Annotated in this window: 19 protein-coding genes and 2 pseudogenes; 6 read left to right on the top strand and 15 right to left on the bottom strand. The window is 62.5% G+C overall.

What is annotated here, in order from left to right; translation table 11 throughout:
- Nucleotides 1-36 precede the first annotated feature (36 nt).
- Nucleotides 37-962: pseudogene (locus ACZ46K_RS06635) on the top strand (transposase).
- Nucleotides 963-1,074: 112 nt separating this feature from the next.
- Here ACZ46K_RS06635 and ACZ46K_RS06630 read toward each other — a convergent pair.
- Complete coding sequence (locus ACZ46K_RS06630; RefSeq protein WP_054804884.1) at nucleotides 1,075-1,599, bottom strand: IS110 family transposase; 525 nt, start codon at nucleotides 1,597-1,599, stop codon at nucleotides 1,075-1,077.
- A 517-nt stretch (nucleotides 1,600-2,116) separates the two neighbouring features.
- On the opposite strand from ACZ46K_RS06630, the pseudogene ACZ46K_RS06625 reads away from it, so the two are divergent.
- Nucleotides 2,117-3,337: pseudogene (locus tag ACZ46K_RS06625) on the top strand (IS3 family transposase).
- A gap of 245 nt (nucleotides 3,338-3,582) precedes the next feature.
- Here the strand turns inward: ACZ46K_RS06625 and ACZ46K_RS06620 are convergent.
- From ACZ46K_RS06620 to ACZ46K_RS06570, 11 genes are all read right to left on the bottom strand, one after another.
- Nucleotides 3,583-4,608, bottom strand: a complete 1,026-nt coding sequence (locus ACZ46K_RS06620) for an amidohydrolase family protein (protein ID WP_054804886.1) — start codon at nucleotides 4,606-4,608, stop codon at nucleotides 3,583-3,585.
- A 2-nt stretch (nucleotides 4,609-4,610) separates the two neighbouring features.
- On the bottom strand, nucleotides 4,611-5,135 hold the full coding sequence (locus ACZ46K_RS06615; protein WP_054804887.1) for a 3-hydroxyanthranilate 3,4-dioxygenase: 525 nt from the start codon (nucleotides 5,133-5,135) through the stop codon (nucleotides 4,611-4,613).
- 2 nt (nucleotides 5,136-5,137) lie between these two features.
- Nucleotides 5,138-5,557, bottom strand: coding sequence for a RidA family protein (locus ACZ46K_RS06610; protein WP_054804888.1), 420 nt, complete (start codon nucleotides 5,555-5,557; stop codon nucleotides 5,138-5,140).
- Nucleotides 5,550-6,350 carry a 2-keto-4-pentenoate hydratase gene (locus ACZ46K_RS06605; protein WP_464747274.1) on the bottom strand — a complete coding sequence of 267 codons (801 nt, stop codon included), beginning with the start codon at nucleotides 6,348-6,350 and terminating at the stop codon, nucleotides 5,550-5,552. Before ACZ46K_RS06605 ends, ACZ46K_RS06610 begins: the two co-directional genes overlap by 8 nt.
- Nucleotides 6,351-6,379: 29 nt before the next feature.
- Nucleotides 6,380-7,891, bottom strand: a complete 1,512-nt coding sequence (locus ACZ46K_RS06600; protein ID WP_464747272.1) for a 2-hydroxymuconic semialdehyde dehydrogenase — start codon at nucleotides 7,889-7,891, stop codon at nucleotides 6,380-6,382.
- A gap of 186 nt (nucleotides 7,892-8,077) precedes the next feature.
- Entirely contained in the window at nucleotides 8,078-9,742 is a 1,665-nt protein-coding gene (locus ACZ46K_RS06595) for an ATP-dependent acyl-CoA ligase (RefSeq protein ID WP_464747271.1), read from the bottom strand.
- Between the two features lie 3 nt (nucleotides 9,743-9,745).
- Nucleotides 9,746-10,051 (bottom strand): Zn-ribbon domain-containing OB-fold protein, encoded by a 306-nt coding sequence (locus tag ACZ46K_RS06590; RefSeq protein WP_464749251.1) that lies wholly within the window; start codon nucleotides 10,049-10,051, stop codon nucleotides 9,746-9,748.
- Nucleotides 10,052-10,064: 13 nt separating this feature from the next.
- Nucleotides 10,065-11,213, bottom strand: a complete 1,149-nt coding sequence (locus tag ACZ46K_RS06585) for a thiolase family protein (RefSeq protein ID WP_054804891.1) — start codon at nucleotides 11,211-11,213, stop codon at nucleotides 10,065-10,067.
- On the bottom strand, nucleotides 11,210-12,625 hold the full coding sequence (locus ACZ46K_RS06580; RefSeq protein WP_464747269.1) for an MFS transporter: 1,416 nt from the start codon (nucleotides 12,623-12,625) through the stop codon (nucleotides 11,210-11,212). The genes ACZ46K_RS06585 and ACZ46K_RS06580 overlap by 4 nt, the downstream gene beginning before the upstream one ends.
- A gap of 40 nt (nucleotides 12,626-12,665) precedes the next feature.
- Nucleotides 12,666-14,300 carry a thiamine pyrophosphate-binding protein gene (locus tag ACZ46K_RS06575; RefSeq protein ID WP_054809638.1) on the bottom strand — a complete coding sequence of 545 codons (1,635 nt, stop codon included), beginning with the start codon at nucleotides 14,298-14,300 and terminating at the stop codon, nucleotides 12,666-12,668.
- A 3-nt stretch (nucleotides 14,301-14,303) separates the two neighbouring features.
- Nucleotides 14,304-15,116: a cyclase family protein gene (locus ACZ46K_RS06570; protein WP_054809639.1), complete on the bottom strand. Its 813-nt coding sequence runs from the start codon at nucleotides 15,114-15,116 to the stop codon at nucleotides 14,304-14,306.
- A gap of 99 nt (nucleotides 15,117-15,215) precedes the next feature.
- Between ACZ46K_RS06570 and ACZ46K_RS06565 the strand changes: the two genes are divergently transcribed.
- Both ACZ46K_RS06565 and ACZ46K_RS06560 read left to right on the top strand, forming a co-directional pair.
- Nucleotides 15,216-16,151 carry a LysR family transcriptional regulator gene (locus tag ACZ46K_RS06565; RefSeq protein WP_464747267.1) on the top strand — a complete coding sequence of 312 codons (936 nt, stop codon included), beginning with the start codon at nucleotides 15,216-15,218 and terminating at the stop codon, nucleotides 16,149-16,151.
- A 330-nt stretch (nucleotides 16,152-16,481) separates the two neighbouring features.
- Nucleotides 16,482-17,273, top strand: a complete 792-nt coding sequence (locus ACZ46K_RS06560; protein WP_464747265.1) for a hypothetical protein — start codon at nucleotides 16,482-16,484, stop codon at nucleotides 17,271-17,273.
- On the opposite strand, the gene ACZ46K_RS06555 is transcribed toward ACZ46K_RS06560, so the two are convergent.
- Nucleotides 17,217-17,447, bottom strand: a complete 231-nt coding sequence (locus ACZ46K_RS06555) for a cold-shock protein (protein ID WP_464747263.1) — start codon at nucleotides 17,445-17,447, stop codon at nucleotides 17,217-17,219. The two genes, ACZ46K_RS06560 and ACZ46K_RS06555, sit on opposite strands and share 57 nt — an antisense overlap.
- A gap of 842 nt (nucleotides 17,448-18,289) precedes the next feature.
- Here ACZ46K_RS06555 and ACZ46K_RS06550 point away from each other — a divergent pair.
- The gene (locus ACZ46K_RS06550) at nucleotides 18,290-18,763 is read left to right on the top strand and encodes a hypothetical protein (RefSeq protein ID WP_454842045.1); all 474 of its coding nucleotides are present in this window, start codon (nucleotides 18,290-18,292) and stop codon (nucleotides 18,761-18,763) included.
- Between the two features lie 328 nt (nucleotides 18,764-19,091).
- Nucleotides 19,092-20,906 (top strand): flavin-containing monooxygenase, encoded by a 1,815-nt coding sequence (locus ACZ46K_RS06545; RefSeq protein ID WP_464747261.1) that lies wholly within the window; start codon nucleotides 19,092-19,094, stop codon nucleotides 20,904-20,906.
- Here ACZ46K_RS06545 and fabG read toward each other — a convergent pair.
- Both fabG and ACZ46K_RS06535 read right to left on the bottom strand, forming a co-directional pair.
- Nucleotides 20,875-21,633 (bottom strand): 3-oxoacyl-ACP reductase FabG, encoded by a 759-nt coding sequence (gene fabG / locus ACZ46K_RS06540; RefSeq protein WP_054807102.1) that lies wholly within the window; start codon nucleotides 21,631-21,633, stop codon nucleotides 20,875-20,877. The two genes, ACZ46K_RS06545 and fabG, sit on opposite strands and share 32 nt — an antisense overlap.
- 25 nt (nucleotides 21,634-21,658) lie before the next feature.
- Complete coding sequence (locus tag ACZ46K_RS06535; protein WP_054810478.1) at nucleotides 21,659-22,420, bottom strand: SDR family NAD(P)-dependent oxidoreductase; 762 nt, start codon at nucleotides 22,418-22,420, stop codon at nucleotides 21,659-21,661.
- Nucleotides 22,421-22,502 lie beyond the last annotated feature (82 nt).

Below are 22,502 nucleotides of genomic sequence, written 5' to 3'. Positions count from 1 at the left end.
CACGACGTCCGCCCGTTGGAAAGGAGAACCGCCGCAATGACCATCGTCGCAGACCACTACCAACACGTCATCGGTGTCGACACACACGCCGCAACCCACACAATGAACGTCGTGACAGCAGCCACCGGCGCGCCAGGGGCGCCGGCGACGTTCCCCGTCAGTGCGGCAGGACTCGACCGTGCTCGGGACTGGATCGCGCGGTCCGTGCTGAGTATCGACCTGGCGAGGCTCCGTACGCCCCGCGCGGATGGCCCGCGTGTGGCGATGCGTGTTCTCGTGGTCGCCCGGGAGCAGATGACCTGCGAGCGCACCCGTGCGATCACTGCATTGACTGCACTCGTCCGCACCGTCGACCTCGGCATTGACGCACGTAAGCCCTTGGCCCACAGCCAAATTTCGACGATCTGCGCTTGACGGCGCCGTGACGAGGACGCCGTGCTGCACACCTGTCGCCACGAGGCGGTCCGGTTGGCGCGGAGAAATCTGCGCGCTCGAGTCCGAGCTTGCCGACAACCGCAAGAAGCTCGATGCCGTCGTCAAGGCCTGCGCCCCGAAACTGGTCGACCTCCCCGGCGTCGGTGCCGTGGTCGCCGCGTCGATCCTCATCGCATGGTCGCACCCAGGGCGTGTCCGCAGCGAGGGGGCTTTCGCGTCCCTCGCGGGGACCTGCCCGATCCCGGCGTCCTCTGGAAACACCATGCGACACCGGCTCAATCGTGGCGGCGACCGGCGCTGGTCGTCCGGGTGAGGACCGATCCGGATACCCGCGCCTACGTCGCACGGCGACGTGCGGAAGGTTGCACCACCAAGGAAATCCCAGTGTTGTACTCAAACGCTACGTGACCAGACAAGTCTTCCGTAAGCGTCACTGCCGTATCGTTTCCTCGGGATGCTTGACAGATATAGAAGTGCCCTATGTCAAGCAGCTGAGAGTTTTCGACTGGTGTGTAGTTGCGGACTGAAGGGTATTTCGTCTTGCCCAGCAGCGCCAGATGATGCGGATCCAGGCGCGTGCAAAGATCCGGATGGCATGAGGGTGTCGACAGCCTTTGGCGATGGCCCGCTGGTAGACGCTCATCGCCCACTCGTCGCCGAGGCGGCTGCCGTTCGCGAAGTCCATGACCCCGGCGCACGACCAACGAAACACGGTTTGTTCGTGTTTGCAGGATTGTCGAGTCGAGGGCGAACCCGAGGGCCCCAGGGAACGCAAGTTCGAGGTTGCACCGGAGCTGGTTCATCACCTGCACACGCATCTCTACGAGCTCCTAGCGAGCCCGGCACATCGCCCGCAATACCTTCCGTCTCCGGGTGATCCTCCCGCAGCGGCCTCCACCGGTGCCCGTCGGTGCGTAGCGTGTCCGCGAGGACGTACGCGTCGAGACGATCATCTTTGTTGCCGGCAGAGCCGTAACGGGTCCGCAAGGCTTTGATCTGACGTGACGGGACAACGAACACCGCGAGGCCGGCATCGATCAATACCTGCACGACCGGCCCGTCGCCGCGCTCGATCGCTACCGTGGCCACCCCATTCTTCCGGAGCCGGGACACCATCGCGCGAAGCACCTGGCTATCGTGTGTGATGTCGAACCGCTCGATCATCCGGCCGTCGCTGTCGAGGACACATACCGCGTGACGTTCAGCGGCCCAGTCGATCCCAGCTATCGCACTTGGTTTCTGCATACGTATCTTCTCCGCATCGTCGGAATGCTTTACCAGGTGGAAGGCGTTGGTGCTGGTCGCTCACTGCAAGGCGCTCGAAGCGCATGGCCCTATCGCCAGTCTCAACGCCGGGCCGCCGGGTCCTGCGGAACTGCTATTGGCCCTCGAAGGGCGAGCATCCACAGCAGTGGCCCAGCGGCTACCGGGTTCAGCACCCACCACCCTTTCAAAAAGGCAGTCGGTACGACCATGGTTGTTCAGTAAGCATCCCGGGGTGACGGTAGCGGCGATCACGAGCAGCCCGTCCCCCAGTCTGCGGTCCTTCTTGACGTGTCGGATGATCACAGCGTCTCACACCGTGGCAGACAACGAACTGAGACGAGGTGGATATGAGGGCTGCCCCCTTGGAGTGGACACCCTGACAATGGACCCAGAGGGTCCAGGAAGGGATGTCGAGGTGGGACGTCAATCGATGTATCCGGAGGAGTTCAGGAGGGATGCGGTCGCGTTGTATCGGGCAGCCGACGGCACCCGCACCTACGCGACGGTGGCCGCGGATCTGGGGATCAGCGGGGAGACTCTGCGCACCTGGGTCCGTCAGGACACCGCTCGCACGGCGCGGTCTGGTGATCGCATCGGTGTGGGTGCAGAAACCGAGGCGCAGGAACTGGCGCGGTTGCGGGCGGAAAACGTCCGGCTGCGCGGTGCGGAGAAGGAATGGCAGCTCGAACGCGAGATCTTGCGCCGGGCAGCCGCGTATTTCGCCAAAGAGGTGAAGTGAAGACCCCGCCGCTGGGACTTCATCTCGACATATCGTGCCGAGTTCGGTGTCCAGCGGCTGTGCCGGGTTCTCGGGATCTCCCGCTCCGGCTACTACAAGCACCTGGCCGCCGAGCCGGCCCGTATCGAGCGCCGAGCCGAGGAAGCGGCGATGGTCGCTGAGATCCGTGCCATCCACTTCGAGCATCGCAGCGCCTACGGCGCCCCTCGAGTACACGCCGAACTCCGCTCCCGCGGATGCGCAATCAACCGCAAAAGGGTGACCCGGCTGATGCGCTCTCACGGCATCGTCGGCCGGCACCTGCGCCGTTCCCGACGCACGACGACCCCGGATACAGCAGCGCCGCCGGTTCCGGATCTGGTGCGGCGGGACTTCACCGCCACGACTGTCGATACGAAATGGTGCGGCGACATAACCTACATCCCGATGGGATCGTCGTGGATGTATCTGGCGACGGTGATCGACATCTACTCACGTCGGGTGGTGGGCTGGTCTATCGCCGACCACATGCGCACCGACCTCGTGACGGATGCGATCGAGATGGCGGTGCACACTCGCGGTGGTGACGTCAGTGGCGTAATCTTCCATAGCGATCGTGGATCGCAATACACTGCAGCAACTTTCGTTGATGTTTGCCATCGGCATGGCATCCGACCGAGTCGAGGCCGGATTGGGTCGAGCTACGACAATGCCCTCGCCGAATCGTTCTTTTAAGGACTCAAGAGAGAGTGGCTGCACGGCCGCAGTTGGTCCTCGAAGAGCCATGTTCGGACGGAGCTGTTCGAGTGGCTTGCGTACTACAACCGGCGTCGTCGCCATTCCTCCCTGGGATATCTCACACCGGTGGAGTTCGAGCGGCAACTTCACGCACCGTCTACGCTGTCACTCGCTGCATGAAATCCGGTGTCCACCTTCAAGGGGCAACCTCAGATATGCCCGTTCGAGTGTGGTGGGTGTTGCCGGGGGTCCTGACAACGCCCCACCAACGCTGCCTCGGTCTTGGATCGGTTCCCGCTTTGTCAGCGTCACTGCGACGGCATAGCGATGCCATCGAGGGCTCCGGTCATCCCTTGCGTCGCTGAATCGTACGCGAACGGAGTCTCCCGCCGAACCCGTCGACCGGGCTTCTACGACGTGCGCCCTCACCGAGGTGAGGGCGGCGCTTGCTTTTTCAAGCCGAGCTCTACAGTGGCCTCACCGAGGTAGCGACGTGCGTTTCCGTGGAGGATGGCCGCGGTTTGTGCTTCCGTGAGGAAGTCGGAGCGTCGTACAACCTCACCTGCTGGTCGCTCGCCGAGCGGATACGGGTAGTCGGAACCGACCATCACCTGGCTGCTGCCGAGTGTTTCCACCAAATTGCGCAGCGCGCTGGGATGAAACACCACCGAGTCGACGCTGAAACGGTCGAGGTAGTGCGACGGTGGTAGCGCGGATTTTGCAATCAGGTCCGACCGCTGATGCCACGCGTTCTCGAAACGCCCAAGCCAGAAGCTGAAAGATCCACCGCCATGGGCGAAACAGATGCGCAGGGAGGGTGGAATCCGGTCGAACACGCCACCGAGAATCATCGCGATGATCGAGAGGTGAGTCTCCGATGGCATGCCTGTGAGCCACCGTGCCATCCAGCGGTCGAGTCGAGGCGAATCGGGCATGTCCCAGGGATGAACGAACACCGGGACGTCCAGAGCTGCCGCGTGCTGCAGGAAAGTCACAATTCCTGCGTCGTCCAAATCTCGGTCACCGACATGGTTCCCGATCTCGACGCCCCGATGTCCTGCCTGAACGGCACGTTCAAGTTCTCGACATGCCGCGTCAGTGTTCTGGAGCGGGACCTGGCAGAACGGGACAAGCCGTGGGCCCACCGGTGCACACATCTCGATGGCGAGATCGTTGAAGATTCGTGCGATCTTCTCGCCCTCACGTGGGGATGCGTCGTAGTTGAAGAACACCGGAGTCGGTGACACGACCTGAATGTCGATATTGTCGTCATCCATATCGCGAAGCCGGATGTCAGGGTCCCAGCATTCAGCCCCGATCGGTCTGAACTCCCGTGAGTCGATCATGATCATCGCGTCACGCTCGCTGTCGATGCGCAGCCAGGGCTTGCCAGCACCCAGATCCGGCCACTGGCGAGGAACCGAGTGGGTATGGATATCAATCGCGCCCATGTCTACCCCTTCCCAGGATGCAGCGCACCGCAGTTGCCGCAGGTGCGGGCTTCTTCCGAGTCGTAGAATTCTTGGAAGACCGGCGGCAGATCCTCGACGATGTGACGAACCTGAAGTTCGATCTCATGGACGAGGTGATTGCACTCCGGGCAGAACCAGTTGAACTTCTCGAGGGTGCCCTCCTTTCGGATGCGCTCGATGACGATGCCGATCGAGCCCGGCTCAGGACGCTGCGGAGAGTGGTACAGATTCCGCGGAAGCAGCCACATCTCGCCTTCCCGGAGGTCGATGCGCTGTGGGCCGTCCTTGGTCATGAGGTTGATGTGCATATCGCCCCGATACTGGTAGAACCACTCCTCGTACGGGTCGAGGTGGTAGTCGGTGCGCTCGTTCGGGCCGCCGACCACTTGGACGATGAAGTCGCCCATGGGTTCCCACATCTGCGCGTTGTTCACCGGCGGCTGGAGTTCGTCTTCGTGCTCCTTGATCCAGCGCTCGAAGTCGAAGACAGGCGGTATGGCGGTCATGATCAGCTCCTTATCGGAAGCCAGGCAACAGCCTGAATCTCAATGAGTAGGTGCGGGTGCGGGAGTTGATGGACAGCGACTGTGGTTCTCGTCGGCCCATCGTCGTCGAAGTAACTTCCGTAGATCTCGTTGTATCCGCCGAAGTCATTCATGTTGACGAGATACGTCGTGATCTGAACAAGATTGCTCAGATCCGCTCCGACCGTGCGAAGGATGTCTGAGATGTTCTCGATCACAGCGCGTGTCTGAGTTCGAATGTCGAGATCGACCACCCCGAGATGGTCAACTTTCACGCCTTCGAACGAGTTGTCGGGCCGACGACTACTGGTGCCGGAAACGTAGACCAGATTGCCGACCACCTTCACGTGGGGGAAGCGTCCGCGAGGAGTGGCCTTTCCTTCGATGACTTTCGACTCAACCATGGTTGCGTGCATCTCCTGTCCGGACCGAGACGGTGCCCAGCCCGTAGACCATGGCGCGGTACGAGTGCCCGACCGTGATCGGTGCGGCCGACGTCGCCGCGCCGGCGAGCAGGATCGAGCCGGCTGTGATCTCGTGTCCATAGGTCGCCGACATGCGCTGTGCTGCGGCGATGGCTTCCCATGGATTGCCGAGGATGTCAGCGGTGGTGCCCTCGGCGATCACGTCGTCGTCCTCGAAGAGGAAGACAGGTTGCTTGCTCAGATCGAGGCGTCCTTCGACCTTTTCGACCGGCACCCAGTTGCCGATGACGAATGCCGATGCCGACGTGTTGTCGGCAACCACGTCCTCGAGGCTGAACTTGAAGGCCTCGAATCGACTGTCTATCACTTCGAGCGCCGGAGCAATATGAGTCACGACCGGGGTAGTATCCGGATCGTTCTGGCCGCCAGCGGGATGACCGAACAGGAATGCGACCTCGGGCTCGATTCGGGGGTGAACGCCTCGCGTGAGATCGATTTCACCGCCGTTCGATACTCCCATGGAGGAGGTCAAGGTTCCGATGATGATGTCGGATACGCCCATCTGTTCGGCTTTGGCTCGACTGGTGAAGCCGAGTTTGACCCCGACTGTGCTCTCGCCGCGATCCTTCCGAAGGGAAATGCCCGCGTGCTGGACAGCGTAGGCGTCGGTCAGATCGAGGCCGGCTTGCTCGGCGACCTGTGGGATGGCCTGCCCGCTGTCTGTTGCGTCGGCGAGTTGCCGAGCGATCTGCGCGAATTCGGTGTGGTGCACAGCTTTCCTCACTTTAGTGAACTCGGTCCTCACAACTGCACGCACACGTTGGTGGGCTCAGAGTAGAAGTGCAGCGAGTGCATTCCGCCCTCACGCCCGATTCCTGAGAGTCCAACCCCACCGAACGGTGAGCGCAGGTCGCGCAGATACCACGTGTTGACCCATGCCATCCCCACTTCCATTTGCTGAGCTACCCGGTGACCGCGCTGTAGATCGGTCGTCCATACTGCTGCGGCCAAGCCGTATTTGGTGTCGTTTGCCATGCGGATGGCTTCTTCTTCGGTGTCAAAGGGGATCAGTGCTGCCGCCGGCCCGAAGATCTCCTCGCGGACCACTCGACTGCTGTTGTCCAACCCTGTCCACAGTGTCGGCTCGACCCAGGCTCCCCGCTCGAGGTCCTGCCCGAGTTGTGGGACGCCCCCACCTACGACCGTGGTGGCCCCCTCGCTGCGTGCAAGATCGAAGTAGGAAAGCACCTTCTTGCGGTGTTCTTGGGAGATGAGGGGACCGGTGGTGGTTTCCGGGTTCATCGGGTCGCCGAGAGTGAGTTGCCGGGCCCGTTCGGTGAGGCGTTCGACGACCGTCTCGAAGATTGGCCGCTGAATGTACACCCGTTCGGTGCACAGACAGACCTGCCCGGTGTTGAGGAAGATCGAACGGGTCAGGCCGTCGATTGTCTTGTCCAGATCGCAATCCGCGAAGACGAGGGCTGCGTTCTTACCGCCCAGTTCGAACGACACGGGTCGGACCGATGGTGCAACGGCTCGCATGATGGCCGAACCGGTCGACGATTCACCAGTGAAGGTCACGCCGTCGACGTCGGGATGCGTGGTCAGGTACTCGCCGGCGGAGTCCACTCCGAAGCCGTGGACGACGTTGTACACGCCATCGGGCAGGCCGGCTTGAGTCATGATCTCGGCGAGCAGTGTCGCGGTCGAGGGTGTTTCCTCGGACGGTTTGACGACCACCGCGTTGCCGCAGGCGAGTGCCGGTGCGAGTTTCCATGTCAGGAGTAGGAGGGGCAGGTTCCAGGGGACAATGACTGCCACGACGCCAAGTGGCTTCCGAACTGCATAGTTGAGCGCTGAGCTCCCGTCGGACAGGTCAGTGAGAAAGGAATCCAGGCCGGCGCTGGAAATGATGTCCGCAAAAGCACGGAAGTTGTGTGCTGCGCGAGGGACATCGAGTTCACGCACCAGCTTCTCGGGTTTTCCGGTGTCAGCGATCTCGGCTGCCACGAGATCTTCGAATCGCTCGTCGATGACGTCCGCGATACGACGTAGTAGCTCCGCTCTCGTGGTGACCGGCATCGATGCCCAGGAGCCGGTCAACGAGGCGCGGGCCGCACTGACTGCCTGATCGACAACGCTCTGGTCGGCCTCGTGCACCTGGACGTTGACCGAGCCATCGACAGGATTGACCTTGTCGAAGACCCGTCTGCCCGGAACGCGTTGGACACCGACCACATTGAGGATCTCCGTCTTCGACGGGACAGACGTGTTCTGACCGTAGGACTGCACGGCATGTTCGTCTAGTGTCATTACATCACCTTCTATGCACAGATGGGTATAAACCGAGGGCTTGGGTAGGCGGGTTGCCCGCCCTGTGGGATGTGTTCTGCGTCAAGTCCGAGTCGGCCCCGTTCGGGCCGCTGGTTGCTGAGATGAGACAGCGTCACTCCTCGACGACAGTCGGAGTGTGACCTCGCTGCGAAAGTCGGCTACCGGCTACAGATCCACCGAAAGGCTGCCCTGATCATCAACCGCAGCATCGTGCAGGGAGCGCCCATCTAACATGACAGCCTTGTCGGATTCGCGATCCCAGGTGCTGGGGGTTCTTCCACGTTCGCGCAGAACGACCTTCCGAATCTTGCCGTTCTCGGTCTTCGGCAAATCGGCGACAATGTCGATAAATCGTGGAACGGCGAACTTCGTCAAGCGTCCGTGGCAGTGCTCAATGATGTCCTGAGGAGTAAGGCCAGCGCCGGCCTTGGCGACGATCGCCACCATGACTTCGTCCTCGGCCATTTCCGAAGGTACTGGGTATGCGGCTACCGTCTCGACTGCTGGATGTAGACCGATGACCTGCTCGACTTCGAACGATGAAATGTTCTCGCCCCGCCTGCGAATGACATCCTTCATCCGGTCGACGAAGCGGAACCATCCGTCGGGCTCGCGTATCACCCGGTCTCCGGTGTGGAACCAGAGGTTGCGCCAAGCTTCTGTGGTCTTGTCGGGCATCCCGTAGTACCCGGTCGCGAACGCGTACGGAACGCGCGAACGCAGCAGGAGCTCGCCCGGTGTTCCGTCAGGAACTGGGGCGTCATGTTCGTCTACGACGATCGCTTCGTAGTCGGGTTGCGTCTGGCCGAGGTACCCCGGTCGCGGCGCGTCCGGGGCCGAGGTCAGAACGGAATTGGTTTCTGTGGAGCCGAATCCGTCGATCAGCTGGATGCCGAAACGTTCACAGAAGGGGGCGGCCAGTGTTGCGGGTGTGGCGGGCGAGAGCGCGATCCGGGCGGAGTGTTCTCGCTCGAGCGGATCGGGATCCCGGGACCAGAGGATGTTGATCATAGCTCCGAGAAGATATGTGATGGTTGCTTTCGATTCCTTCAGCTGGTCCCAGAAGCGACTTGCCGAAAACCTTTGCCCCACCACCATTGTTGCTCCTGCAACAAGCGCTTGTACGAAGGCGTTGAGGGCATTGGTGTGGAACAAGGGCAGCACCGTGAACAAGGTGTCGTCCTCGGTGATCTCCAACTGCTCTGTGACGGAGATGCCCCACCAGTAGAACTGGGCGTGTGGGCAGCACACTCCCTTGGATACCCCGGTAGTGCCGGATGTGTACAGCAAGGCGGCAGTATCACCAGGAGCGACATCGCCGGCCGGCACTGATCCTGTGATCGGAGGCATGGTTCGCACGTCGTAGCCGTCGACACTCGGCTCGGTGACTGGGCCGAGGCACCATACCTGTTCCAGAGCGGGGGGCGGCGTTACTGACTCGAGTCGGGAGAGCAGGTCGGATTCGACTGCCAGTATCTGCGAGTTCGAATCTTCCAGCGCGTGGTGGAGTTGAGCACCTTGCAGTGCCGCGTTCAGTGGTACGGCAACGGCACCCATCCATGCGCATCCGAGAATGATCTGTAGCAGTTCGAGGCGGTTCTCCGACAGGATCGCGACTTTGTCGCCGTGGCTGATCCCGTTTGCCTGCAGAATTTCTGCGGTGCCTGCCGCGAGGTCTCGGACCTGCGCGTATGACAATGTCGACTCCCCGATTCTCAGCAGGGTCTTCGGACCGTACTGCTCGGCTTGCCGTGTCAACAGCGACGGGATCGTGCATTCGGTCAGCGGTAGCCCGCGAAGTGGTGCGGTGATGGCTACGGCGTTCTGCATGTTTCACTGCTCCTTGATGGAAGGCTGCGGAACAACGGCGATCAACCCACCGGTCTGCCTCTTGTTCGTTGATACAAGGGTGATTTCCGTTCCCGGGGCCCCGCCTTCCCCGACGATCTCTGCCACGACGATCGGTCCGAGGTCGGTTCGGATGGAGCCGAACAGTATGGGCGGTGAACCGCTCTGAAGGGTTGTTTCCTCTATGGCCCCTCGGCTGGCCGTCGCGGGCGCGAAGACATCGCTGTGGCAGTGCGGACACATGCTTCGGGGAGGAAACACTGCCTGTGCGCAATCGATGCAGCGCTGCATTTCGATACCCACATCAAACCCTTTCCAATATGGCAAGGTTGGCGCATGCGCCATAGCGATACGTGACCATGCCGTAGCCGCTCACCGCAGCAATATGTGCGTCGGGAACCTGGCGGTCTTCGGCCTCGCCGAGCAGTTGAGTCACAGCCTCGACGAGGCCATGCATTCCCGCGGCAGAACCGGCTTGGCCTGCGGACAGTTGCCCACCCGAGGTATTGACGGGCCAGTCCGCACTACGAAGACGGTGGGCGAGTTTCCGAATATCGCCGTCGGGCGCGAAGCCCATGTCGGCGAGTTGGATCAGCACCATGACCGGATAGTCGTCGTAGACGCTGATCACGTCGACATCGGATGGATCCAACCCGGCTCGATTCCACAACGTGGGAGCGATACCGGCAAGTCCCGTGCGGAGGCCGTCGCCTTCATGGAGATCGAAGTTCACAGAACCGCCGACAGCACGCACACGAACTGCAACCCTTCCGGCCGGTACTCGGTCCTGCCTGGTGACGATGATCGCGTCAGCGCCTGAAACCGGAGGAACGCAGTCGAATCGACGTAGTGGTGAAGCGACGACGGGTGACATCAGATAGTCATCCATCGTCATGCCCGTTCTGTATACCGCTCCAGGATTCATCGTGGCCCAACGCCTTTGAGAGACAGCCACGGAACCGTAAGCGGTTTCGTCAAGGCCATGGCGACTCATATGACGTTGCGTGAGCATCGCGAACATGGCATTCGGACCCCCCATACCGAGTGGCGCCACGTAGTCCCTGGTGATGACGTTGTATTCGTCGACGACCGCCTGAAACTCTGTCGAGGTCATTCGGTCGCCGGCGACAAGAACGATGGCTTCGGCGTCTCCCGCTTCGATTGCGCGTACGGCATGCTGGAGCATATTGATCCCACTGGCTCCGCCGTTGGTGTCTTCCATGATCCAACTCAGTGCCAGACCGCTTCGGACGGCGAGATCGACAGCGTGATCGGGACCGAGCGTGAAGCTGGAGACGCCTAGCCCGTCGACATCCGAGAATTCGAGCCCAGCATTCGAGATGGCATTGCGGATTGCTGTGGTGAGGAGTGCTTCGGTCGTCACATCATCACCAGGGTGCCGGGTATAGGGAACCTCGACAGCGCTGACGATGACTGCGTGGGAATGGTTCATACACGCTCACCCACTTCGTTCGTCGGGCGTGCCTCTGATGCAGACTCCGAGCTTGTCAGGAGGTCATCCGTGGGCCTGGTTTCCGGTGCCTTGATCACAGCGATAGTGCTGAGGACACCGAAAAATGCGAGGTACACCGCAATGGGCCAGTACGTTCCCGACCACGCGAGCAGCGCCGTGGCGATCAGGGGAGCGACGCCGCCGGCGAAGATCGCCGCGACTTCATGGCCGATCGAAAGCCCGCTGTAGCGCACATTGCCAGTGAAGAGTTCGCTGAAGAAGCTCGGCTGTGTGCCGATCATGGCACTGTGACAGATGCTGATTGCCACGATGATCGCGATCCAGATCAACGCCGTATTCTTCGTATTGATCAACAGGAAGAACGGTGCTGCCCACACGATCACACCGACTGCACCGATGAGATACACGGGACGTCGCCCGATCCGGTCAGAGAGAGCAGCGAATCCGACCATCGTGAAGGCTTCCAATATGTTCGCCGCAATGATTGCCGTCAGGATCACTCCGCTTCCGACGCCGATATGAACGCCGTAAGCAAGCGAAAACACTGCGAATATGTACGATCCGCCGTTTTCCGCCATCCGGGCACCCACGGTGATCAAGATGGAACGACGCTGCGTCTTGATGGCCTCGAGCGCGGGATAACGGACGTTACTTCCGTCCGATTGCAACTCCTCGAACACCGGCGTTTCTTCAACTTTCATGCGAATCACGAGGCCCGCAATCATGAGCACCAAACCCAGGACGAAGGGAATTCTCCATCCCCAGGAAAGGAAGTCGTCTTCAGGTAGTAGGCTGACCAGCGCAAAGACGGACGATGACAGGATGAAGCCCAGCGTGACGCCGACCTGACTGAAGGCGGAGAAGAATCCTCGGCGACGCGGTGGGGCGTTCTCGCTGATCAGCAGTACAGCACCGCCCCATTCGCCGCCTACCGCGATGCCTTGGATGACGCGCAGGGTCACCAGGAGGATCGGCGCCCACATGCCGATCTGCGCGTAGGTCGGGAGCAGGCCGATCAATGCAGTGCAGATGCCCATCATCATCAGGGTGATGACGAGCATCGATTTACGCCCGACACGATCTCCGAAGTGGCCGAAAATGACCCCGCCGAACGGTCTTGCGATGAATCCGATCGCGAACGTCCCGAAGGCGGCCAGCGTACCCGTCAAAGAGTCGTCCCCGGTAAAGAAGAGCGGGCCGAATATGAGGGCCGCGGCTGTTCCATACAAGAAGAAGTCGTACCATTCGAGCGCGCTTCCGATAAGACTTGCGGCGGCCGCTTTCCGCGTCCGCGTTTCTGCTGTGTGATTGGACATGACAGGATCCGTTTCGTTCTGCATATTTCGAGCCCGGCTGCGGCGCATCGTCGGGCCGCACTCATCAGCGATCATGCGAGACAGTTCTGTGTCGACCGGTTCGGATAGCCGGCGGCTAGTGGCCGAAGGCTTCGACCAGCCACCACGACCCTTCGTCGGAGACGATCTTGGCGTCCAAGACCATTGGTCGGTCGGGTCGATCCGCCCACGACTTGACCGGTAGCAAGTCATCGGGGTGTCTGACGGTGAGAGCGTCACAGCCGAAGCCTCGGGCGATGGCGGCGATGTCGGTGTCAGGGAAGGTCACGGTGTCGAGGACGACGTCCGACCCGAAGTGATGAACCTCTGCGCCATACTTGGCATCGTTGTAGACAATTACCAGCATCGGCAGCTTGAGCCGTGCCGCGGTTTCGAGCTCGCTGAGGCCCATCATGAACCCTCCGTCGCCGCAGGCTGCGATCGGAAGTCGGTCAGGCTGGGCGATCGCGGCGCCGATTGCCGTGGCCAGTCCGAGGCCGACCGACTGGAATGCCTGTGTGAAGCAGAAACCGTATTCGTCGGGGACGTCGAGATACATGCTCGGATAGCCGAGAAAGTTTCCGGAATCGACGGACAGGACTCGTGAGCGCGGAAGCAATCGATTGAGATGTGCGCTCATCAACCTAGGATCGATGCGCTCGCCGGTGCTTTCGTCATCGAACGGGACCTGGTGCCAGCGTCCTTCGGAGCGGATCTGCTCGAGGATCTCTTCTGTTCTGTAGCCCGTCTTGGAGATTCCCTGGGTGGCCAGCAGCGCAGAAGCGTCCGCGGCGGTCGCGGCGACGTCGGCCCACACGCCGAGATCGACCGGTCGGTGTCGTCCGAGTGCACCTTGGTCGATGTCGACCTGCACGACCTTGGCGTCGTCGGCGATGAGTCGGCCGTGACGCATTGTCCACATGTTCAGCCCGCACCCCCAACCGACAATGAGGTCGGCGTTGGCGATGAGGTCAGCGGCGAGGGGCGTCGAAAATCCACCCGCAACATCGATTCCCCACGGTTCGCCCTCGAACATGCCGCGCGAGACCGCGGAGGTGGCGAGTAGAGCGCCGCACCGGTCGGCGAGCTCGATCAGAGTGTGTTTGGCAGAACCTCCTCGTGCTCCACGGCCAGCGACGAACACGGGACGCTCGGATTGCCCGAGTAGCGCCGTGAGCTTTTCGACCTCTGCTCGCTGGGGGCGAGGTGCTTGCCGCGCGAGAGGTGGTGCGACGACGCCAAGCTCGGGAAGGACGTGATCTTGAACGTCGATCGGAATGTTGAGCACCACGGTGCGGTTCTGCGTCGCGCAGATATTATAGGCGTTGGAGATGTCGGCGATGGCTGTTTCTGCCGAGCGTACGCGGAGGGCGACGGCTCCACATCCCTGGGCGATTGCCTGCTGATCGATGTAGAAGTTGGACTTCGGATCAGTGGCCTCCGCAGTCAAGACGAGGAGCGGGCTCCCACTTTTTGCTGCCTCGACAATTCCGGTCAGGGCATTCGTGTAGCCGCACCCTTGGTGAAGGGATAGTACGGTGACTTCGTCGCTCATGCGTGCGTGTGCATCTGCCATGACAGCGGCTCCACCTTCGTGGCGAGCAGCAACGAAGCGGGCTCCGGCGTCCACGAGAGCGTTCGTGTAGTGGAAGTTGCCGCTACCAACCACTCCGAATGCCATGCGGACACCGAGTTCGTACAGTGCTCGGCCGATCGCGTCGCGAACATACATGGGTCAGCCCTCCTTCTTCGATGATTGAGCTGGTGCGTCGACGATTGCCAGCACTCGGGCGGGGCTTCCCGACCCACCGACGATCTTCAATGGAGCTACAACAAGTACCCCTCCGACGGTGGGGAGAGATTCGAGATTCTGTAGCTGGGTGACGCCGTACTTTCCGGCACCGAGTAGGTAGTGGTGGCAGGGGAAGGGAGGGTCGAAGGCAAATGCTTGGCCTGCGTCGATGCCCACGGTTTCCACCCCAAGTCCTCTGATCAGGGTCTCGCTGGCCAGCCACTTGGCACATTCGACCGAGACGCCGGGTGTATGGGGACCGCGTTCGTCGGCGTTGATGAACTGCTGTTGGTCTGTGGAACGGCGATCCCAACCGCTGCGGTAGAGTAGCCACCCGCCCGTCGGGAGCGCACCGTGCCGTTGTTCCCACTCCTGCACGTGTTCGATCTCGAGGAGAAAGTCCGGGTTGTCTGCCGCTTCCTGCGACTTATCGATGACAACGAAGGGGCTGATCAGTTCCTCAGGCGGAACACTTGCGACATCTGCAAGATCGCGGCCGGTAATCCAGTGGCACGGGGCGTCGAAGTGCGTCCCCACGTGTTCACCAGTGCGGATTCCGTTCTGGTAGGAGGTCTCACCCCGTTCGTCGTAACGGGCTAGCTCTTCGAGTGCAAAGTGTGGGATCGGCTCCATGCCTTCGGGCAGTGGGAGTACCGGTGTCGAGTCGGACAATGGGGCGGTGAGGTCGATGACGTTGATCATTCTGTCTCTCAACGCCTTTACCAGGATCTCGGCAGAGGGGAGAAGTGGAGGCATGTGGTAGATACTTCATTCCTTGTGGCAATCCGCATAATGCCCTTTCCGCACCAAGTATGCCTATATGGCTATGCCTGCACCCTTAGGTATGATCTCGCTATGGAGCGTCGGCTGAGGAACTTGCTGGACGGCGGGTTCAAGTTGCGCCACCTGCGACTGATCACGACAATCGCGGAGAACGGCACGATCGCCGGCGCGGCTCGGGATCTGTATGTCACGCAACCCGTAGTGACGAGAGGCCTCCGGGAGGCCGAAGAAATCCTGGGAGTCACCCTGTTCGATCGCGGACCACGGGGTGTCACCCCCACCCCTTACGGGACGCTACTTCTAGAACACGCCGTCACGATCCTGACCAGCGTGGAGCGGTTGGCCGAGAACATCGATCATCTTCAAGACAGCGGCAACCGGCCGATCAGAGTGGGCACGAACATGACAGGGTCCCATGCTCTACTGCCTCGCGCGCTGGTATCCCTCAAATCGGCTCATCCCACCCTCAAAGTATCGGTCGTCGAAAGTACGGACGAGTCGCTGCTCGAGCAGTTGGCCCACAACCAAATTGACGTACTGATCGGTCGGATGACACCCGGCGGTGGCCGGGACATTACACAGATACATCTCTACGACGAACCCATCCGAGTCGTGGGGCGGGTCGGTCATCCTGTGTTCGGGCTGACGGATCCGCAGCTTGAGGATCTCGCAGCTTTTCCATGGGTGCTGCCGCCCCCGACCGCGGTGGGGAGTCGACTCGGTACTTCGTTTGGTCAGGTCGGAGTGTGGGCGCCCGCGAACCTCATCGAATGCACTTCGATCCTCACGATTCGGTCGATTTTGCGCGCTACCGACACTCTGGCGCCGTTGCCCATGCTGGTCGGCGCGGAGGATGAGCACTTGCAGGTGCTCTCGGTCGAGCTTGACGCGGTACCGAGCAAGCTCGGTCTCACCCATTCGTCGAGTGCTGAACTGAGTGACAGTGCCCTGCTGTTTATCGATCATCTTCTCAAAGGCGCCAAGGAGATTGAGGCGGAACTATTGTAAGCACCCTTCGCTCTAGAGTCGCCAGCAAGGAATTCTGAGGCCCCCAGCCGATCGGCTGCGCCCGCGATCCGCACCACGTCGGCGCATAGTCAGCCAGCGCCACAACGGGTTGAGCTTGAGTCGACTCATGTACAAGAGATATGGCCACAGTTGGTGGCCGAACAGAAGATCCGGCATAGTGCCGATGAGAGGGTGACTGCAGACTTTCCGCACCTGCATCTCCCAGGTCATCCGATGCGGATCCGCCGCAGCTTTCGCCTCCGGTGAAGTTCCGATTGTCTCGACGAATCGACGGCACAGTTCGCCGCGGTCTACCACCAGGCCGCCGAGATGACCGATCGCCGGTTGACCCGTTGCGGCATGGCTCCCGACCTACCGCAGCGGATGCTCGCCTACCTGTCCACACCGCGCGCCCAACTGCGCACGCTCTACGGCACGATCCCCCTCCGTCGAATCCGCCGCTGGCACACCGCCGTCGGCCTCTACCGGTCCCTCGGTGGCCTCGTCGCCGACAGTCCCGGCCGCAGCCACACCCTCGCCCGGCTCCGCGGCGCCCAGGCCGCATTCGAGCAGCACGGTCTGCCGCTGACACTGCCACCGAACCTGGCGCACATGGTCGGTCCGGGACTGACCACCATCGCGATCCGGGTACACGCCGCCAACCCCGCACATGCCGCCGCGCTGGCCACTCTGCTGTTCACCGGCGCCACCTTCGACGAACTCCGATCGCTCCCCCGACTCGCGCTGACCGGGGACACCTTGATCACCGTCGCCGCATCCGCTGCTGCACGCCCCACCGACCTGCGCCTCTGGGTGATCCCCCAGCCGGCACGACCGTTGCTGCACGCCGCCGCCATCTTCCAACGAACACGCACCAACCCCACCGGCACACTGTTCATCGAGGCAGTCGGGAGGACCGGCAGGCTGCGCCGGACCGCAGCCACGTGCGGATTGACGATCCCGGCCCTGCACCGGTGGCGCGATGGCTGTCTCTACCGGACCGGCATCCTCAACCTCGCCCTGGACGCCCCCGACTCCCGGTGTCGGCGCCCCGCATTCGTCCAGTCACTCGGCGGAAACCGGGCGCACTTGGGAAGCTACGAAGACCAACCCCTCCACTAGGCCACTCGCCCGCTGCCACTCGAAGTCGACCTGCTGTCCCGGATCGAGTGCGCGGAAGCCCGGGACCTCGACCTCGCTGAAGTGCACCCAGCAGCCGCCCGGAGTCTCCGCGCACTCAAGAACACCCCATCCGCCCTCGCGATGCCACACACGCACAACACCTCGTGAAGTCATCTGCCGAGCATGCCTCTACTCCCTGATTCGCCGCATGAAGTCAGCAACGCCGATCAGACTCCCGGTGGGAGAGGAAGCCGGTCACCGGAAGCGTTGCTCCCTCGGACCAGGAACAAGACACCGCTCGCTCGTAAGGCCCGGGTCGGCGCGCATTCCGGATCAGGCTCGGACGGGACTTCACTGACATCAAGTGGGAAAACCCACTGACACCCTTCGGGAAAAGCCCTGTTCGCCGCACTGACATCCCAGTGGGAAGTCTCACACGTGTTCCCGGCTGTGCTTCGAACCGGATGAGCAGAAACGCGGCACCGTTTGCAGATGAGAGGCGGCACAAAAGTGTCAGCGGGAGGCCGCATGAAAATGGCAGCACCGGGAGCAGGATCGACTGCATGACCTAGGTCAACAAGCGAATCCTGCCTGAATGCTGCTGACATTCCGTGCGGCCTAACCGGTGGACATGCACTGACGAACCCCCAGGTCACACCACTGAAATTCTCGTGCAGAGTCTCACCCACCTGCAGGAATGTCGACGCACGCCACCTGCGGAATGTTGCACCAGATGCAATTCCGCCTGTTTTCGCTGACATCGAGTGACGTTTCCCCAGGTCGACCCGCTGACAATTTCGTGCGTCCTCTCAGCCTCGGATCGAGTGGCACAGGACACGAGAACCTACAACAGGACAATTCGGGCGTTTATTGTGACCTGGGGGTATGTCACTCACGGTTCGTGCGGGGTGACCGACGAAAAATACCGTTTACGCACCTATCCCACGGAAACCCGAGGTGAGCGCGTTTTCCGGTGCAGAAGGCGGTGTCGGAGCCGTCCGATACAGCCCCTCCTCGTGCACAGACGGCCGGAAACCACAGACGAGCAGCAGTTCACGGTACCCGCGAGATCTCCGCAGGGCCCCCTGCCGGACCTCGCCCCTCCGCTGCGACCCGGATCGTTGCCGGCGCATCCGGCCGCCGCCGCGTTCCCGGGCGCCGATGTCCTCGCAATCGTCGAGAAAGCGCGGGCCCACTGCCAGGGTTGGGCCGACGAGGTGCTCGAACGCCGCGGCAGCGCAATCCTGCTGCTCGGGTTTGCCTGGGCCCTTCCGGCGCAGCGAACTCGTCGCGCTGACCCGGGAGGACGCCAGACTGCATCGACTCGACGGCTGCACCGTCGCATGCGGATATCGGAGACCGATCAGGAAGGCCGCGGGCACATTCGGGCGCTGCCGTTCGCCCACGCATACGAGTTGTCCGCCGTGTGCGTGGATGTGGTGGGCCCAGATCGTGGCCGCCTTCGACACCGACGGCCGTCCCGGCAGTAATTCTGTTGGTGCGCACCGCGGAGCATTCGAATCGCGTGTGTGTCGGGGAGCGGCGGCGCATGCGGCGATCCGCCGCGCCGCACTCTCGGGTTACGACCCCGACCTCGTGAGACAGTTGGGTGGGCGTCCGCTGCGGGCCGGGTTCGTCACCCAGACCAGGGGCGAAAAGGGGAAGCCATACAGCGACATCCTCAGGCAGCCCGAACCTCTGGCGCCGGACCCGAGTTGCCCGGCAATGACGTCTGGAGATGGAGTAAGGTCCCCGATCACGAAAGTGACGGCGACCACTTCCTTCGACGAAAGGGATACCTCGGTGCCCGGATCAACGATGCCTCCCGACTTCGAAGCCGATGCCCTGCGCGCGAAGTACCGTCACGAACGGGATCGACGCATCCGCACGGAGGGCAATGCGCAGTACCAGCGCGCGGCGGGGAAGTTCGGCTACTACATGCATGATCCGTACACCGAGCGCGTCGAACGGGCGCCACTCACCGACCACGTCGAGATCCTCGTCGTCGGCGGCGGGTTCGGCGGCCTTCTGGCAGGTGCTCGCTTGCGCGAAGCAGGCTTCGAATCCATCCGGGTCATGGACGAGGCCGGCGACTTCGGCGGCACCTGGTACTGGAACCGCTACCCCGGCATCCACTGCGACATCGAGTCGTACGTGTACATGCCACTGCTCGAGGAGATCGGGTACATCCCGAAATGGCGGTACGCTCCCGGCGAGGAGATCCGGCAGCACGCGGTCGCCATCGCAGAGCACTACAGCCTCTATCGCGATGCTGTCTTCCACACCCGGGCGACCGACTTCACGTGGGACGAAGAGGCAGTCGAGTGGACGGTGCGCACCGACCGCGGCGACACCATTCGCGCGCGCTACGTCATCGCATCCTCGGGGACGCTCACCCAAGCCAAACTGCCCGGCATTCCCGGTATCGAAGATTTCCGCGGCCACACCTTCCACACCAGCCGCTGGGACTACGAATACACCGGTGGCGGTCCCGACGGCGGCCTGACCGGGCTCGCGGACAAACGCGTCGCCGTCGTCGGCACCGGCGCGACCGGCCTCCAGGCCATTCCGCACGTCGCCGAAGGCGCACAGCACCTGTTCGTGATGCAGCGAACCCCGTCGACCGTGGATGTGCGAGACAACCGTCCGACCGATCCCGAGTGGGCTGCCACCCTGCAACCCGGTTGGCAACGCGAGCGGATGGACAACTTCCTGGCCATCATCTCCGGGGAGGACGCCGCCGAGGACCTCGTCCAGGACGGATGGACGACGAACGCACGCCTTCAACGCAAGATGATGACGGGCGCGCTGGACACGACCCTCGACCCCGCCGAGCGCGAGCGCCGCGACGAGCTGGCGGACTTCGTGACCATGAACAGGATGCGCGCCCGCATCGAGGAGGCCGTCGACGATCCGGCCACCGCCGAGGCACTCAAACCCTGGTACCGGTACATGTGCAAGCGCCCCGGTTTCAGCGACCTCTATCTGCCGACGTTCAACCGGCCGAACGTCACACTCGTGGACACAGCGGATCACGGCGGAATCACCCGGATGACCGAGAACGCAGTCGTGGTGGGCGAGGCGAAGTACGAGGTCGACTGCGTCATCTTCGCCACCGGATTCGAGGTCGGAATCTCGGGCGTGCTGTCCGGCACGCTACCGGTCTACGGGCGGAACGGGACGACGCTGCTCGAAACGTGGGCGCGGGGCCCGCGCACATTGCACGGCTTCTACACCCACGGATTCCCGAACCTGTTCCACCTGGCGTCGATTCAGAATGGGAACTCGGTCAACATCTCTCACGTGCTGCAGGATCAAGCTGCTCACATCGCCGCGGTCATCGCAATGGCAGACAAGACCGGCGCGAGGTGGGTGGAGCCGACGGCGGCGGCAGAGCAAGCGTGGTGCGACACGATCGCCGAGAAGGCGGTCGACAATTCGGCGTTCCTGACCGAGTGCACGCCGGGCTACTACAACGGGGAGGGGACGCGCACGACGTCGTCGTCGTACGCGCCCGGCCCCGTCGCGTTTCATCGTGTGATCTCGCAGTGGCGCGAGGGCGATATGAGCGATGTCCTCGTCCCCGCACCCGACGACGAGGTCAGTCCTTCGGGCCACCGGCAACGTAGATGACCTGCCCCGACACGAAACCTGCGCCTTCGGACGCGAGGAACGACGCGGTGTGGGCGATGTCGTCCGGCTCACCGACGCGCGCGACCGGGATCTGCTGTGCGGCAGCGGCTTTGTAGTCCTCGAACGGGACGCCGACGCGCTCTGCGGTTGCGGCGGTCATCTCCGTCGCGATGAAGCCGGGGGCGATCGCGTTCGCGGTGACACCGAACTTGCCGAGTTCGACCGCCAGTGTCTTGGTGAAGCCCTGCATGCCTGCCTTGGCAGCCGAGTAGTTGACCTGGCCGCGGTTTCCCTGTGCCGACGTACTCGACAGGTTGACGATGCGGCCGAACTTGTTGTCCACCATGTACTTCTGGGTGGCGCGCGACATGAGGAATGCGCCACGCAGGTGAACGCTCATGACGGCGTCCCAGTCTTCGACCGTCATCTTGAACAGCAGGTTGTCGCGCGTGATGCCCGCGTTGTTGATCAGCACGGTGGGTTCGCCCAGCTCCTCGGCGACCTTCTCGACAGCAGCGGCAACGGAGGCTTCGTCCGCGACGTTCGCGCCGACGGCGAGTGCCTTACCACCGGCGGCCTCGATGGCGGAGACGGTGTCGGCGCACGACGCGGCATCGAGGTCGAGGACGGCGACCTGCATGCCGTCGGCGGCGAGACGCTTGGCGACTGCAGCACCGATACCGCGCGCGGCTCCGGTGACGATGGCGGTGCGGACTGTTGAGCTCACTGCAAACCTCCGTGAAGTGATGCGGTCAATTGATGGTGAGGCCACCATCGACCACGATGGTCTGGCCGGTGACATACCCGGCCGCCTCGGATACCAGCCACACTGCGGTGGCGGCGATTTCTTCCGGATCACCGGTGCGACCCAGAACGATGCGCGGCTTCATGCTGTCGAGATAGCCGGGCAGGTACTCGTCCGTCATCTCGGTTTCGAAGAAGCCCGGTGCGATCGCGTTGACGCGGATTCCCTTCCTGGTGCCCCACTGCTGAGCGAGGTCGCGGGTGAGGCCGATGATCGCGGCTTTACTCGACGCGTACGCGGCCTGCGGCAGGCGCGCGGTGGTCAGGCCGAGCACCGAGGAGATGTTGAGGATCGAGCTGCCTGGCTGCATGACACGGCCGGCCGCCTGCGCCGCCCAGTACGATCCGTTCAGGTTGATGTCGATGACCCGCCGGAATTCGTCGGGGGTTTCCTTGGTGGCAGGCACCGCGGTGCCGATACCTGCGTTGTTGATGAGGACGTCGACCTTGCCGAGTTGCTCGACGGCCACCTCGACCATGCGCTGCGCCTGCTCGGGATCTGCGATGTCGGTCTCGACCGTAACGGCGCGTCGTCCCGCGGCGCGGACGAGTTCTGCGGTCTGCTCGAGCCGGTCGGCGCGCCGCGCCGCGAGAACGACATCAGCGCCCGCTTCGGCGAGAGCTTGTGCGAATGCAACGCCGAGACCGGACGATGCGCCGGTGACGATCGCGACGCGGCCGTCGAGGCGGAACCTGTCGAGTACGGACATGCAGTGATCTCCTCCTGTGACGGGCCTACGTATGTATAGCCCAAGTGAAGTCCGATGACAAAGGCAAAACACAGTTGAAACG

Source organism: Rhodococcus sp. JCM 9793 (genome assembly GCF_055380405.1).
Note: the sequence above shows the minus strand (reverse complement) of the source record. Positions and strands in the feature narration are given on the sequence as shown.